This window comes from Streptomyces sp. NPDC050658 (assembly GCF_044457025.1).
In the GTDB taxonomy this organism is placed as follows: domain Bacteria; phylum Actinomycetota; class Actinomycetes; order Streptomycetales; family Streptomycetaceae; genus Streptomyces.
This window is the reverse complement of the sequence record NZ_JBITGM010000002.1, coordinates 1-14,422: the sequence shown is the minus strand read 5'-3', so window position 1 is coordinate 14,422 and position 14,422 is coordinate 1. Positions and strand designations below refer to the sequence as shown.

Sequence of the window (14,422 nt, the reverse complement as noted above, 5' to 3'; positions counted from 1 at the left end):
CGGGACGAGCCGCGAGCCCTACCCCGCCACACTCAGCGACAGCGCGAAGCGGCCCCTCTCGTCCGTCCACCAATGCGTCAGCTTCAGGTCCGCCGCGGCCAGTTCCGTGCGTACTCCCTCCTCCCGGAACTTCGCCGAGATCTCCGTCCGCATCTCCTCGTGGCGCTCGAAGTCGACCGCCAGGTCGAGCGCCGGGATCTTCACCGTCTGCGCCGCGAGCGACCGCAGCCGCATCTCGATCCACTCGTGCTCGCGGTCCCAGACGGCGACGTGCGAGAACGCGTCGGGATCGAAGTCGGCGTCCAGTTCGCGGTTGATGACGGTCAGGACGTTCTTGTTGAACGCCGCCGTGACGCCCGCCCCGTCGTCGTACGCCGACACGAGCACCGACTCGTCCTTCACCAGGTCCGTGCCGAGCAGCAGCGCGTCCCCGGGGGACAGCAGCGCCCGTACGGACGAGAGGAACGCGGCGCGCTCGGCCGGCAGCAGGTTGCCGATCGTGCCGCCGAGGAACGCCACCAGGCGGGGGCCCGGCGTGCCCGGCAGGGCGAGGCCGCGGGTGAAGTCGGCGATCAGGGCGTGCACGTCCAGCGCCGGACGCGAGGCGAGCAGGGTGTTCGCGGCGCCCGTCAGCGCGCTCTCGCTCACGTCCACCGGGACGTACGTCCGCAGCGAGGGAAGCGCGTCGATCAGATGGCGGGTCTTCTCCGACGATCCGGAGCCCAGCTCGATCAGCGTCCGCGCGTCCGTCACCTCGGCGATCTCCGCCGCGCGGGTCTGCAGGATCTCCCGCTCGGCGCGCGTCGGGTAGTACTCGGGCAGCGTGGTGATCTCGTCGAAGAGCGCGCTGCCGCGTGCGTCGTAGAACCACTTCGGCGGCAGCGTCTTGGGCAGGCGGGTGAGGCCGTGCAGGACGTCGGCGCGCAGGGCGGCGTCGGTGGCGTCCTCGGGCAGGGTGCGGGTCAGCAGGAACGGGCTCACGCAGTGGGCTCCTTGAGCGGGGTCAGCAGGACATCGGTACGGCTGGCGGCGAGCAGCGTGCGGTCGGGCACCTGGCGCCAGTGCGGATCGTCGTCGTAGGGCTCGGAGGCCACGACGGTGCGGCGGCCCGGTTCGGCGAGGTACCAGAGGGTGTCGCCCCAGGCGGTCGCGGCGATCGTCTCGCCGTTGGTGAGCAGGAGATTGAGGCGCGATCCGGGGGCCGCCTCGGCGACCTCGACGACGGTGTCGGCCAGGGCCTGGCCCTCCTCGTCGCCCCCGCGCAGCCGGTGCAGGACGAGCGCCCACACCAGCGCGGAGTCGCAGCGCGCCTCCAGGGAGAGCAGTTCGGCGGCCGGGAGGCCCTCGGCCACCGGGGCGAGCGAGCGCGGCCAGCCCGTCACGGCGCCGTTGTGGCTGAACAGCCACGGCCCGGACGCGAAGGGCGCCGCCGCGGCCTCCCCGTCCGCGCCCGCCACCGTGGCATCGCGCACCGCGGCGATCAGCGCCCCGGACCGGACGACACGGGCGAGGTCGGCGAAGGACTGGTCGCCCCAGATCGGCCCGGTACGGCGATAGCGCGCGGGCACCGGATCGCCCTCGGCGTACCAGCCCACGCCGAAGCCGTCCGCGTTGACCGTGCCGTACCGCTGCTGCCGCGGCGCCCAGGACTGCCGGAACAGACTGTGCGCGGGCTCCACGAGCAGCTTGCCCAGCGGCTGCTCAGGCCCCAGGAAGGCGAGATGACGGCACATCAGGACACCCCCGTCGCACCGGGGCCCGGCCCCGCGTCGCGTGCCGTGCGGAACCCGGAGAAGATCTGCCGCCGCACCGGATGGTCCCAGTTGCGGAACGTGCCCCGGCAGGCCACCTGGTCCACGGAGAACGCCCCGCCGCGCAGCACCTTGTAGTCACCGCCGAAGAACACGTCCGAGTACTCGCGGTACGGGAACGCGGCGAAGCCCGGATACGGCAGGAAGTCGCTGGACGTCCACTCCCACACGTCGCCGATCAACTGGCGGACACCGAGCGGCGATTCCCCGGCCGGATAGCTTCCCGCGGGCGCGGGCCGCAGATGCCGCTGGCCCAGGTTCGCGCGCTCCGGGGTGGGGTCCGCGTCGCCCCACGGATAGCGCATCGAGCGACCGGACACCGGATCGTGCCGGGCCGCCTTCTCCCACTCCTCCTCGCTGGGCAGCCGCCGGCCCGCCCAGCGGGCGTACGCGTCCGCCTCGTACCAACTCACGTGCAGCACCGGCTCGTCCGGCGGCACCGCCTCCACCGTCCCGAAGTGACGGCGCAGCCACTGACCGGCCTCGCGGCGCCAGAACAGCGGCGCCGAGAGCTTGTTGGCCCGGATCATGTCCCAGCCCGCCGGGGCCCACCACCGCTGCTCGTCGTAGCCGCCGTCGGCGATGAAGAGCTGGTAGTCGGCGTTGGTCACCGGCGTCGTGTCGATGAAGAATGGCGGCACGACGCGGTGGTGCGCGGGACGTTCGTTGTCCAGCGCCCACGGTTCAGTGGACGTGCCCATCGTGAACGGGCCGCCGGGTACGAGGACTTCGGGCGGGCCCGTGAACGGCGGCGACGGCGCGGGATCCGGGGCGGTGAGCGCCGTCGGGCCCGAGCGGAGCTGATGCGTGATCAGCATCGTCTCGTCGTGCTGCTGTTCATGCTGCGCGATCATGCCGAACGCGAAGCCCGCGTCGGTCAGCGGAGAGCCGCGGAACGGGGTGCTCTCCAGGACGTCGAGCGCCCGCCCGCGCACCTCGGCCGCATAGCTGCGGGCCTCGGCGGGAGCGAGCAGCGGCAGGCTCGGCCGCTCGGCGCGGGGATGCTCGAAGGCGTCGTACAGTCCGTCGATCTCGGGCCGCATGGCGTCACGTCCCGCCACCGCCCGCAGCAGCCACAGCTCCTCCTGGTTGCCGATGTGCGCGAGGTCCCAGACCAGCGGTGACATCAACGGCGAGTGCTGCGCGGTGAGTTCGGGGTCCTCGACGCACGTGGTGAGGAGGGAGGTGCGGTCCCTGGCGGCGAGCAGTGCCGCCAGGGCGCGCTCCCGAAGGGACTCGGGGTCGCTGACGGTTCCGGTCATCGGAGGCTGCCCTTCTCGGTCTCGGTCTCGGTCTCGTTCGCGGAAGCGGGATCGAGGTCCCACGGCCAGCTGTTCGCGAGGTGCTGGTCCAGCAGATCGTCCGCAGGGCAGCGGCCCCGCGCGACGTACCGCTCGGCGTACGCGGCGACGGCGTCCCGCACCCGCGTGCTCGCACCCATCCGGGGCAGCGCGTCGACGGCGGCGGCGAAACAGGCCGCCGCGGCCTCGCGCAGCTCCGGGTCGGTCATCCCGAGCCGGGCGGCGTCCAGCCACAGCGGGCTGCGCGGCGCCGTGGGCGCGCCCGGCGGGCAGGCACGCTCGGCCAGCGGCTTGACCGTGCGGTACGCGGTCTCGGCGGCCTGCGGGTCGTCGAACAGCGCGCTCGTCACCGCGAGCGGCACGATCCAGCCGTCGGCGCCCGGCTGGGCGTCGACCATCCGCAGCTCCAGATGGCCGCGCGGCCGTACCGGCGGGAAGAGGGTGGTCAGGTGGTAGTCGAGGTCCTCACGGGTGGGCGGACGCGGCACGCCCGAGCGGGCCCAGGCGCGGAACGTCAGGTCCTCCGGCGCGGCCCAGTCCGCCCCCGCCTCCTCCGTCCTGACGCACATCACCGGCGCGTCCAGGGCGTGCCGCGTCCAGGCCGCCCGTGGCTCCATGTCCAGCGGCGGGGCCGCCGACGTGCCCGGATCGATGGCGGCCCAGACGGCCTGCCGGGTGGAGCGCCAGCCGGTGGCGCGCCCGTCCTGGAGCGGCGAGTTGGCGAACGCGGCGACCAGGACCGCGCCGAGCAGATGCGCGAGCCGCCAGCGCCGTCCGTAGCCGAGCGGGCCCGGCTCCTCGTGCCCCGCGTCCAGGCAGATCTGCACGGACGCGGTGGAGCACATCATGCGCCGGCCCGCGGGACCCGCACGGTCGAGATGGCACTCCATGGCGTCGTAGCGCGGCCGGTGCAGGATGCGGTGCGGCGGACGCCAGGGATCGGCACCGAGGCCGGTGAGCGTCAGATTCAGGGAGTCCAGTCGTTCGCGTACGACGGACAGATCGGCCGAGACGGCCGACACGCACTCCATCAGCGAGGCGGCGGGGAGCGAGCTGAGCTCCAGCTGGCCGCCCGGTTCGACGGTGATCAGGGAGTGCAGGGGCAGGGCCCGCAGTGCGGCGTAGGCCGCTTCGAGGCGGGCGGTGGACACGGGGTCGCGGAGCCGGTTCGGCTCATGGATCAGCCATTCCAGTTCGACACCGGTGGCGCGAGGTGGTCCTGTCTTGAAGCAGATGCCGCTGACCAGCGCCTCCGCCTCGGCCTCGGATACCGCGGTGCCGTACTTGGCGCGGTACGTCGTACAGTCTCCCTCGGGCATGCAGGGATCCTCCTGTTCACGGTTCCGCCTGGTCCATCGGTTGTGGACCACCCGGCCAACTCGATATGGGATGGACTGAGTTGGCCCGGATCGGCAGTGCTCGTCCCACCCAAGACGTTGTCGGCCGTTCGCACAAGAGTGCCCCTCTGGTCGCGCCGGTGCACGGCAATTCTGTTGCGACGGACGATGCGAACAGCTCACCATGCGTTCATGTACGAGTCGGGGGACAGGACGGGGGAGCGAGGGTGAGTGCCCGCCTGCGCGGGATCGCGCAGCAGACCGAGGAGATCGTCGCGGCGGGGCGTTACGTCACCGCCGGTGGCCGCGAAGTGGTGATCGCACCAGAGGTGGACGCCGCGCGCTCCGGCACGCGGATGTTCGGGCCCGCGGCGGTGCCGATGACACCGCCCGAGCCGACATCCACGGTAATCGAGGTCACCCCGGAGAGCAGCTTGGAGGCGGCGCACCGCCTCACGGGGACGGGCGGCGGGCCGGTGGCCGTGCTGAACTTCTCCTCGGCGCGCAATCCGGGCGGTGGCTATCTGAACGGGGCGCAGGCGCAGGAGGAGGCCCTGTGCCGGGCCTCCGCGCTGTACACGTGCGTGCGGTCGGCCAGGGAGTTCTACGACCACCACCGCGCCCACCGAGACCCGTTCTACAGCGACCGCGTCATCCACTCGCCGGGCGTCCCGGTCTTCCGCGACGACCGCGGACGGCTCCTCGACGAGGCGTACGCCGTCGGCTTCCTGACCGCGGCGGCGCCGAACGCGGGCGTGGTCAGACGGCAGACTCCGGAGCGCGCCGACTGGCTTCCGGGCGCCGTCGCCCATCGCGCCGAGCGGGTCCTGGAGACCGCCGTGGCCTGCGGCTACCGCAGGCTGGTGCTCGGCGCGTGGGGCTGCGGAGTCTTCCAGAACGACCCGGCGGACGTGGCGGACGCGTTCCTCGTCCAGTTCGAGGAAGGCGGCCGGTTCCACGGAACCTTCGAGCACATCGTCTTCGGGGTGCTCGACCGCACGCGCGGGACGGTGACGCGGAGCGCCTTCGAGCGGGCCTTCGCCGACATGGTGGCCGGGAGCCGGGCGTGACGGCTCGGAGCCGGATCTGACGGCTCAGCGCCAGCCGTACCGCTCCTGGAGCCGCCGCACGACCAGGTTGAACCGCATCCGGTCGATGGCGCACGCCTCACGCCGCATGCCCTGGTCGTGCACCCGAAGCACCCGGTCGATGTCGACCCACGAGTCACGGCCCTCGCGGTCCCAGGGCCCGCTGCCGATCGGCACCCACTCCTGGTCCCCGTCATGCCGCTTGCTCGACAACTGCACGGCGAGCAGCGTGCCCCGGTCCTCGCGCGCGACGACCAGGACCGGGCGGTCCTTGCCCCGCCCGTCGTTCTCCTCGTACGGAACCCACGTCCAGACGATCTCGCCGGGGTCGGGATCGCCGTCATGGGCGGGCGCGTACGTCGTGCGCACGCGGCCCACCTCGGACGGTTCGGCCTCGGTCGTCGCGGTGCGGCCGGTGCGGCCCGGGTTCGCGGACATCTGCGGTTCTTCGGTGTCGGCAGTCACGCGGGCCACCGTAGAGCCTGACTGGCCCAACCCGCAGGGCGGGTCCGGCCGGTGAGCCGCAGGCTCGGGCCATGGCACCCCCACGACACCTCCAGCACGCACGGGCCGCCGGCCTGCTCGCCCTGTGCGGCGCGGCACTTGCCGCCGCGGTCCCGCCGCCGCCCGCCCCCGCGGCGCCCTTCGCACCGCCCCCGCGCACCGTCTCCGGGTGGCTCCCCTACTGGGACCAGGAAGCCGCGTACAAGAACGCCCTGCGCCACGCCGGCCAACTGCACACCGTCAGCCCCTTCTGGTACCAGGCGAAATCGGCCGGACGGGTGGACGGCCACACCGGGGCGGGCTCGCGCCGGATCATCGCCGGGCTCCACAAGGCGGGCGTCAAGGTCGTACCGACCGTCATGGAGCGGATGAGCCCCGGCGCGCTCGCGTCCGTCGTCACCGACAAGAACCGCCGCGCACGGCACATCGACACGCTGCTCCGCGTCGTACGCAGCCGTGCGTACGACGGACTCGACCTGGACTACGAGACCATCGCGCCCACCGGCGACGCCGCCTACAAGAAGGTGCGCACCGGGTACGCGACGCTCGTGACCGACCTGTGCGCGCGGCTGCACGCGCTGCGCAAGCAGTGCGTCATCACCGTCTCGCCGAAGACGCGGATCAGCGGGCGGGTCTGGGACTACCGCAGGATCGGCGCCGCCGCCGACCGGATGCGCATCATGGCCTACGACCAGCACTGGGCCGAGGGCTCGCCGGGACCGCTCTCGTCGCCCGCCTGGTACGAGGAGATCCTGCGCCGCGCCACCGCCGAAGTCCCCGCCCGCAAACTGGAGATGGGCCTGCCCGGCTACGGCTGGGACTGGGGCGTCGGCAGCACCGCCCGCGCCAAGCACGTCACCTGGAAGGAGGCGGAGGCCCTGCGCCGCCGGGTCGGCGCGCCCTACCGCCTCGACCCCGAGTCGAGCACACCCCACTTCACGTACCGGGAAGGCGGCAAGAAGCGCACCGTCTGGTACCAGGACGCCCGCGGCACGGCCGCCCATCTGCCGGTCCTGCGGAAGTACGGCGTCCGCCACACGGTCCTGTGGGCCATCGGCTTCGAGGACCCGGCCCTGTGGCGGACGCTGGCCAAGGGCTAGCCGGCAACCGCGGGCCACTCCTCGTACCAGCGCCGGTCCGCCTCCAACTGCGCGGCCAGCGACACCAGGAGCGGCTCGCTGCCCGCCGGGCCGAGCAGCTGGGCGCCGACCGGAAGCCCGTCGCCCACGCGCCCCGCGGGCACGTTGACGCCGGGCCAGCCGAGCACGTTCCACGGCCAGGCGTAGGGGCACGCGGCGATCATCGCCTGGTCGGTGCGCCAGCCGTTCAGCTTGGCCAGGGTGCCGATGCGGGGCGGGGGAGCGGCCGTGGTGGGCGCGAGGACCACGTCGTACGTCCGGAAGATCGCACCCACGCGGCGGTGCAGGGCGCCTTCGGCACGCTTGGCCAGACGCAGCGGCGCACCGCCGAGGACGCGGCCCAGGCGGACGGCGTCCTTGGTGCGCGGGTCGAGCAGCCGGGGGTCGGGCACCTCTGCGGCCCAGTCGGCGATGCCGGCCGTGGCACGCGGCACGAAGTCGAGGCCGATCTGCCCGTAGCGCGGATCGGCCTCCTCGACGTCGTGCCCGAGCGCCGCGAGCCGGTCCGCGAGGACGATCACCTTGCGCCGCACCACGGGGTCGAGCCGCTTGGGCGTCGCGGTGAACGGCATCCGCAGGGAGAGCGCGATCCGCAGCCGCCCCGGCTCGCGGGTCGCCGCCTCGGTGGCGCTGATGGCGGGCGGCTTGTGCCGGTCGCCCTCGTGGTTGCCGCTCGCCGCGTCCAGGAGCAGCGCCGCGTCGGCGACGGTCCTGGCCAGCGGACCGTTGACGGTGATGCCGTTGAACGCCTCCGGCCAGGGCCAGGTGGAGATGCGGCCGCGCTGCGGCTTGATCCCGACCAGATGCGTCCAGGCGGCGGGGATGCGCACCGAGCCCGCGCCGTCCGAGCCGAGCGCGGCCGGGACCAGGCCCGCGGCCACGGCGGCCGCCGAGCCGCCCGACGAACCGCCCGGTGTGTGCCCGGTGTGCCAGGGATTACGGGTGTCCCCGAAGCCTGGCCCCTCCGTGAACGGCCACTGCCCCAGCTCACAGGTGTTGGTCTTGCCGACGATCACCGCCCCGGCCGCCCGCAGCCTGCGCACCGACTCGGCGTCCTCCTTCTTCGGCGGGAAGTCGCCCCGGCAGCCGAAGGCGGTCGGCTCGCCCGCGATGTCGGTGTCGTCCTTCACGGCGATCGGCACACCGAGCAGCGGCCGCCCCGTGGCGCCCGCCGCCAACTCCCGGTCGGCGGCGTCCGCCTCGGCGAGCGCGGCGTCCGCGCGGACCAGCTTGAAGGCGTTGAGCACCGGCTGCGAGGCCTCGATCCGGGCCAGCGTCCGCTCGGTCAGCGCGCGCGAGGTCACTTCTCCGGCGGCCAGCGCGCGGGCGGTCCGCTCCAGGCCGTCGGCACGGTCGGCAGTCATGTGGGGGCACCTTTGATCAGTGGACAGGTGCACGCACGCTAACCGGCGCGGGGGCAACGCGGAACGCGGGCAGGGAAGTTCACGCCGCGCACGCCTCCGGGGGAGCGCCCGACGGGGGCCCGGAGCGCCCGGACGCCCGCCTGGGGGCGCCCCTGAGGGGTCTGGAAAGATGAACCCCGACATGGTGCAGATACCGAATCAGCAGCCGACACAGCAGCCGGCACCGCAGCCCGGGCAGCCGTCCACGCAGCACTCCGTGCCAAACTCCGTGCCGACGAGTGCCGACGTCGCCCGCCTCGCCGGAGTCTCGCGCGCGACCGTCTCGTACGTCCTCAACAACACCAGCGCCGTCCGCATCAGCGAACCCACCCGCCGCCGTGTCCACGCGGCCGCCAAGGAACTCGGGTACGTCCCGCACGCCGCCGCCCGCAGCCTGCGCGCCGGGCACACCCGCGTGGTCCTGATGCCGACGCCGCAGATCCCGGTGGGCCCGCTCTTCAGCGAGTTCTTCAACGAGCTGCAGTGGGCGCTCAGCCGGTTCGACTACACCGTCGTGCAGTACGGCAGCCTGGGTCTGACCGGCGAGGACGCGGCCCGCGCCTGGGCCGAGCTGCGCCCGGTCGCGGTGCTCGCCCCCGACGCGTCGGCGCTCGGGGCGCGCGGTGTGAACGTACTGAAGAGGTCGGGCGCCAAGGCCGTCTTCACGCTCGGCCCGCAGCGGGCCGAGGGCGCGCACGCGCTGCTGATGGATCAGCGCAAGGTGGGGCAGTGCGCCGCCGAGCACCTCCTGGCGCGGGGCAGGCGGCACATCGGCGTCGTGGTCCCCGCCGACCCCGGCCTCGAACCGTTCGCACGGCCACGCGTCGAAGGCGTCCGCGCCGCACTGAACGGCACGGACGCCGGAATGACGGAGCTGCCCCTCGCCTACGACGAGGAGTCGGCGGCGCGGCTCGCCGCGGGCTGGCGCGAGCTCGGCGTCGACGCGGTGTTCACGTACAACGACGAGTTCGCGATGCTGCTGATGAGGGCGCTCCAGGACGAGGGAATCGGCGTACCCGAGGAGACCGCGCTCATCGGCGCCGACGACCTGATGCTCGGCAGACTGCTGCGGCCCCGGCTCAGCACCGTCCGCATCGAGCTGCCGTCGGGCCAGGGGCTCGCGGAGCTGGTCGACCGGACGGTGCGCGAACCGGCGCTCGAACCCGAGGTGCACGACGTGCTCGGCGCGACGGCCGTGCACCGCGGGTCCAGCTGACGTTCCGGGCGCTCAGGGGCCGGCAGCCGCGGCCTACTGCTCCTGCTGCTTCGCCTGCTCCTTGGCCTGCTCCTCGGCGACCGACTTGCGGACCTCGTCCATGTCCAGCTTCCTGGCCTGCCCGATCACGTCCTCCAGAGCGGCCTCCGGGAGCGCGCCGGGCTGCGCGAACACGGCCACCTGGTCGCGGACGATCATGAGCGTCGGGATCGACTGGATGCCGAAGGCCGCCGCGAGCTCGGGCTGCGCCTCCGTGTCCACCTTCCCGAAGACCAGGTCGGGGTTGGCCTCTGCGGCCTTCTCGTAGACGGGCGCGAACGACCGGCACGGACCGCACCAGGACGCCCAGAAGTCGATCAGGACGAACTCGTTGTCCGTGACCGTCTGGTCGAAGTTCTCCTTGGTGAGCTCCACAGTCGTGCTGCTCATGGTTGTTTCCCTCTTCCTGGTATCGGGTGAAGCCGCCTTGCACAACGGCCCGGGCCGTGGACGTATTCCGTCCGCGACCGGTGCCGCTCCGCGCGCGTACCCATGTGGCCTCGTCGCACACCTGGGACCACACTGGCTTCCATGACGGATTCAAAGGCGTACGACGTAGTGGTCCTGGGCGCCGGTCCCGTGGGGGAGAACGTCGCGGACCGGGCCCGCGCCGGCGGGCTGAGCGTGGCGGTCGTAGAGAGCGAGCTGGTCGGGGGTGAATGCTCCTACTGGGCGTGCATGCCGAGCAAGGCGCTGCTGCGGCCGGTCATCGCGCGTGCGGACGCGCGCAAGGTGCCGGGGCTGCGCCAGTCGGTGCAGGGTCCGCTGGACGCCGCGGCGGTCCTCGCGCACCGCGACGACTACACCTCGCACTGGAAGGACGACGGCCAGGTCGGCTGGCTGGACGGCATCGGCGTGGATCTCTACCGGGGCCACGGCCGTATCGCGGGCCCCCGCCGGGTGACCGTCACCGACCCCGACGGGCCCCAGGAGACGCTCACCGCACGGCACGCCGTCGCGGTCTGCACCGGCACCCGCGCGGCCCTGCCCGACCTGCCCGGCATCGCCGACGTCAAGCCCTGGACGAGCCGCGAGGCCACCAGCTCCGACTATGTGCCGGGCCGCCTCACGGTGGTCGGCGGAGGCGTCGTCGCCGTAGAGATGGCCACCGCCTGGCAGGCGCTCGGCGCGCAGGTCACGGTGCTCGTGCGGGGCGAGGGGCTGCTGCCGCGCATGGAGCCCTTCGCGGGGGAACTGGTCACCAAGGCGCTGACGGAGGCGGGCGCGCAGGTACGGACGGGCGTCTCCGTCACGGCGGTGCGGCGCGAGAACGGCACGGTCACGGCGACCCTCTCCGACGGGAGCACGCTCGACGCCGACGAGATCCTCTTCGCCACGGGCCGCGCCCCGCGCACCGACGACCTGGGCCTGGACACGATCGGCCTGGAGCCGGGCTCGTGGCTGCCGGTCGACGAGAGCCTGCGCGTCCAGGGCAGTGACTGGCTCTACGCGGTGGGCGACGCCAACCACCGCGCGCTCCTCACCCACCAGGGCAAGTACCAGGCCCGGATCGCGGGCGCCGCGATCACCGCCCGCGCGCAGGGCGTCCCCCTCCTGGAGACCGACCGCTGGGGAGCCCACTCCGCCACCGCCGACCACGCGGCCGTCCCGCAGGTCGTCTTCACCGACCCCGAGGCGGCGTCGGCGGGCCTCACCCTCGCCGAGGCGGAGGCCGCGGGACACCGCGTGCGCGCCGTCGACCAGGACATCGCGGGCGTGGCGGGAGCGGGCCTCTACGCGGACGGCTATGAGGGCCGCGCCCGGATGATCGTCGACCTCGACCGGAATGTGCTGCTGGGCGTGACCTTCGTGGGCCCCGGCGTCGGCGAGCTCATCCACTCGGCGACGGTCGCGATCGCGGGCGAGGTGCCGATCGACCGGCTGTGGCACGCGGTTCCGGCGTATCCGACGGTGAGTGAGGTGTGGCTGCGGCTGCTGGAGGCGTATCGGGGGTAGCGGGGACGTATGAGGGGCGAGCCCTCCCGCCGTCCGGTGGAGGCGGCGGGAGGGCTCGCGGTCCTCGTGATCACCGCGGTTTTGGTGAGGGTGCGTCAGCAGTCCGGTACGCCCTCGATCTTCTCGCCACCCACGAGATAGACGTTGCTGATCCACAGGGTGTCGCTGCCGCCGGGCAGCTCCACGTAGGACCACCAGCTGCTGGAGCCCTGGCCGGGCTCGGAGACGTGGTCGCCCAGCTTCTGGCAGAAGTCGATCAGCTTGCCGGGCCCGAAGGTGGTCGGCGACGGCGAACCGACGGACGGCTCGACGTGCAGCCGCACGTTGCTGGCCCAGACCTGGACTTCCTTGCCCGCATTGGCCTGTTCGGCCGCAGCGACGTGCCCCGGTGCCGAATCGGCGGAGGCGGCCGCAGGTGCCGCCAGTGCCAGCGCTCCGACGGCCGCGGCCAGCGCCACGTTCCGCCCTGTGTTCCGCAGAATCCTCATGTCCTTCTCCCCGTTGGTCGGTTGATCGCGCATGTCGGTGTCAGCTGTGGGTGCCGGCTGCCGGTGTCAGCAGACCGGTACGCCGGGCAGCTGGTCGTCGGGCGTGTCCACGAAGTAGCTGGCGATCCAGCCGCGCGAGTCGCCCCGCTCGATGAAGACCCACCACTCGTTGCCGCTCACCGTCTCGCCCTTGCGCTGGCACTTGGCCTCGAACTGCTGCCCCGGCTGCAACTTCCCGGACACCGTCGGGCAGTTCCCCGGCGACGGGAAGCCGTCGCAGGTCGCGGGGGACTGCGGGTTGTCCCGGACGTTCACGTCGGTCGCCCAGACGGTGAACGCGGCAGCCGCGCCGGCCTTCGGCGCCGGCTCGGCGGACGCGCTGCCCGCCGTCACCGCCAGACCGCCGACGGCCAGTGCGGCGGCGGCCACGCCGCCGGTCAGCAAGGTACGTACGCTCATGTCGTTCTCCCCGTGTAGTGCGTACTTCTCACGCGCTACACGACGGGCGGACTCCCGCTGTATGACACCAAATCATGTGGCGTACATCACATGCGTGCTGATGGTGTGTCACCTCAACACCCGGCGTCAGGAACCGTCGCAGTCCGGCACCTCCGCGCTGTTGCGCGTACGGACGCCGGGGAGCCAGCCCTCCGTGCCCCGCGCGGTGCGCACCAGATACCAGCGGGTGGACGTGATGCCCTGCTCGTCCCGTACGAGGGTGCCGTCCGTGACGACGCACAGCGCCTCGACGCGGTCGCCGTGCCAGACGCGGGCCGCGCGGTTGCCCGGCGCGGCGTACTGCTCGTGCGGATCCTTCGCGACGCGCAACGCGCATTCCAGCGTGCGCAGTTCACGGCAGGCGGACTCGGCGTTGTGCACCGTGACGGTCACCGGGCGGGTGCCTGCGGGCGGCGCCGGTTCGGGGTCCGTGCTCGGGCGGACCAGCCACCAGGAGCCCAGCGCGACCACGCCGACCAGGACCGCCGCGAGCACCAGGGACCAGCGGGGGCGGCGTTCGCTCCCCGCGCCGCCGAGCGCGGGAAGGCGGTCGCTCCAGGAGCGGCGGCGCTTGGCGGGGGCATCGGCCTGGATCCGCTCCCACAGGCCGTACGGGACCTCGATCTCCCGGTCAGCCGCGCGCAGTTGGGTCCGCAGCGCGGCGACTGTGGCGTCCTCGGCCGGGATTCCGGCGCCGTCGGCCGGGTCCTCGGCGGGAGGCGGGCCCAGCGGGTCCGGAACTGCGTTCATGACGACCTCCCGTCCTCGCGTCGTTGCCCGGATCCCGATGTCCGCCGGTCATCCTGCGCCGTGCGCGGCGACTCGTCGAGCGGCGGTGACCCGTCGAGCGGCGGTGACCCGTCGAGCAGGCCGCGCAGGCTGTCGAGGGCCCGGGCGCGGTGCCGGGCCGCCGTGCCCCGGTGCACCTTCATGATCTTCGCCGCCTGGTCGATGGTGTAGCCGTCGAGGTCGACGAGGATGACCACCCCCGCCTGCCGCGCCGACAGCCTGCTCAGCAACCGTACGGCCTCCAACTCGCCCTGCCGCCGCTCGATGCCGCCGTCCCAGGCGGCGCCGACGGCTCCCGGCCCGGTGTCCCGCTCGACGTCGTCGACGAGGACCTGCCGCCGCTCCTTGCGGTACGTGTCCCGCACGGCACTCATCAGCGCCGAGAAGGCGTAGGCGTAGGGCTCGGGATGGGAGAGCAGCCGCTCGGGGCGGCCCGCCAGCTTGAGATACGCCTCGTGCACCGCGTCCTCGGCGAGCTGCCGGGAACCGGAGATCATCACGGCTCTGCGGTACAGCCGGGGCAGCAGCCCGCAGAAGAGGTCGTCGAACGGGGACTTGCCGGGCGGGGGCTCTTTGGGCTCTGGGGGCCGTTGGGGCTCATTGGGCATCGCGGCAGGAAGCTACCCAGTGGCGCCCGTATCAATCTGATGGTCCGTCATGAAGGTGCGGGCCAACGCGAGTACGTCGATGCCCTCGTGAATACGCGGATGCCCTCGTCCGGAGTGGCGTCGGACGAGGGCATCGCAGGGGGTACTACGGGTCAGCCCTTGCGGGTCTTGACCTCTTCGGTGAGGGCGGGGACGACGTCGAAGAGGTCGCCGACGACGCCGTAGTCGACCAGGTCGAAGATCGG

Annotated in this window: 15 protein-coding genes; 4 read left to right on the top strand and 11 right to left on the bottom strand. The window is 73.0% G+C overall.

The window, feature by feature from the left end:
- Positions 1-18 precede the first annotated feature (18 nt).
- Genes egtD through egtA form a run of 4 tightly spaced genes read right to left on the bottom strand, consistent with a single transcriptional unit; the run spans position 19 to position 4,431 of the window.
- Positions 19-981 carry an L-histidine N(alpha)-methyltransferase gene (egtD, locus tag ACIBKX_RS07055; RefSeq protein WP_363270869.1) on the bottom strand — a complete coding sequence of 321 codons (963 nt, stop codon included), beginning with the start codon at positions 979-981 and terminating at the stop codon, positions 19-21.
- A complete protein-coding gene (gene egtC, locus ACIBKX_RS07050; protein WP_363270868.1) occupies positions 978-1,733 on the bottom strand; it encodes an ergothioneine biosynthesis protein EgtC in 756 nt (251 codons plus the stop codon). Before egtC ends, egtD begins: the two co-directional genes overlap by 4 nt.
- Positions 1,733-3,073 (bottom strand): ergothioneine biosynthesis protein EgtB, encoded by a 1,341-nt coding sequence (egtB, locus tag ACIBKX_RS07045; protein WP_363270867.1) that lies wholly within the window; start codon positions 3,071-3,073, stop codon positions 1,733-1,735. Before egtB ends, egtC begins: the two co-directional genes overlap by 1 nt.
- The gene (gene egtA / locus ACIBKX_RS07040; protein ID WP_363270866.1) at positions 3,070-4,431 is read right to left on the bottom strand and encodes an ergothioneine biosynthesis glutamate--cysteine ligase EgtA; all 1,362 of its coding nucleotides are present in this window, start codon (positions 4,429-4,431) and stop codon (positions 3,070-3,072) included. The genes egtB and egtA overlap by 4 nt, the downstream gene beginning before the upstream one ends.
- 245 nt (positions 4,432-4,676) lie before the next feature.
- Here egtA and ACIBKX_RS07035 point away from each other — a divergent pair, with 245 nt between their 5' ends.
- Positions 4,677-5,519: a TIGR02452 family protein gene (locus ACIBKX_RS07035; RefSeq protein ID WP_363270865.1), complete on the top strand. Its 843-nt coding sequence runs from the start codon at positions 4,677-4,679 to the stop codon at positions 5,517-5,519.
- Between the two features lie 24 nt (positions 5,520-5,543).
- On the opposite strand, the gene ACIBKX_RS07030 is transcribed toward ACIBKX_RS07035, so the two are convergent.
- The gene (locus ACIBKX_RS07030) at positions 5,544-6,002 is read right to left on the bottom strand and encodes a type II toxin-antitoxin system PemK/MazF family toxin (RefSeq protein ID WP_399375673.1); all 459 of its coding nucleotides are present in this window, start codon (positions 6,000-6,002) and stop codon (positions 5,544-5,546) included.
- A 71-nt stretch (positions 6,003-6,073) separates the two neighbouring features.
- On the opposite strand from ACIBKX_RS07030, the gene ACIBKX_RS07025 reads away from it, so the two are divergent.
- Positions 6,074-7,141, top strand: a complete 1,068-nt coding sequence (locus tag ACIBKX_RS07025) for a glycosyl hydrolase family 18 protein (RefSeq protein WP_363270864.1) — start codon at positions 6,074-6,076, stop codon at positions 7,139-7,141.
- Here the strand turns inward: ACIBKX_RS07025 and ACIBKX_RS07020 are convergent.
- Positions 7,138-8,544 carry an amidase gene (locus tag ACIBKX_RS07020; protein ID WP_363270863.1) on the bottom strand — a complete coding sequence of 469 codons (1,407 nt, stop codon included), beginning with the start codon at positions 8,542-8,544 and terminating at the stop codon, positions 7,138-7,140. The two genes, ACIBKX_RS07025 and ACIBKX_RS07020, sit on opposite strands and share 4 nt — an antisense overlap.
- Before the next feature lie 181 nt (positions 8,545-8,725).
- Between ACIBKX_RS07020 and ACIBKX_RS07015 the strand changes: the two genes are divergently transcribed.
- Positions 8,726-9,799, top strand: coding sequence for a LacI family DNA-binding transcriptional regulator (locus tag ACIBKX_RS07015; protein WP_363271163.1), 1,074 nt, complete (start codon positions 8,726-8,728; stop codon positions 9,797-9,799).
- 33 nt (positions 9,800-9,832) lie between these two features.
- Here the strand turns inward: ACIBKX_RS07015 and trxA are convergent, their stop codons facing one another.
- Positions 9,833-10,228, bottom strand: a complete 396-nt coding sequence (gene trxA, locus ACIBKX_RS07010) for a thioredoxin (RefSeq protein WP_363270862.1) — start codon at positions 10,226-10,228, stop codon at positions 9,833-9,835.
- 141 nt (positions 10,229-10,369) lie between these two features.
- On the opposite strand from trxA, the gene ACIBKX_RS07005 reads away from it, so the two are divergent.
- On the top strand, positions 10,370-11,794 hold the full coding sequence (locus ACIBKX_RS07005; protein WP_363270861.1) for an NAD(P)/FAD-dependent oxidoreductase: 1,425 nt from the start codon (positions 10,370-10,372) through the stop codon (positions 11,792-11,794).
- Between the two features lie 95 nt (positions 11,795-11,889).
- On the opposite strand, the gene ACIBKX_RS07000 is transcribed toward ACIBKX_RS07005, so the two are convergent.
- The 4 genes from ACIBKX_RS07000 to ACIBKX_RS06985 form a co-directional block, all read right to left on the bottom strand.
- A complete protein-coding gene (locus tag ACIBKX_RS07000; protein ID WP_363270860.1) occupies positions 11,890-12,282 on the bottom strand; it encodes a peptidase M23 in 393 nt (130 codons plus the stop codon).
- Between the two features lie 66 nt (positions 12,283-12,348).
- Positions 12,349-12,741, bottom strand: coding sequence for a hypothetical protein (locus ACIBKX_RS06995; protein ID WP_363270859.1), 393 nt, complete (start codon positions 12,739-12,741; stop codon positions 12,349-12,351).
- A gap of 126 nt (positions 12,742-12,867) precedes the next feature.
- Positions 12,868-13,530, bottom strand: coding sequence for a hypothetical protein (locus tag ACIBKX_RS06990; RefSeq protein WP_363270858.1), 663 nt, complete (start codon positions 13,528-13,530; stop codon positions 12,868-12,870).
- Positions 13,527-14,177, bottom strand: a complete 651-nt coding sequence (locus ACIBKX_RS06985; RefSeq protein WP_363270857.1) for an RNA polymerase sigma factor — start codon at positions 14,175-14,177, stop codon at positions 13,527-13,529. Before ACIBKX_RS06985 ends, ACIBKX_RS06990 begins: the two co-directional genes overlap by 4 nt.
- Positions 14,178-14,422: the final 245 nt, after the last annotated feature.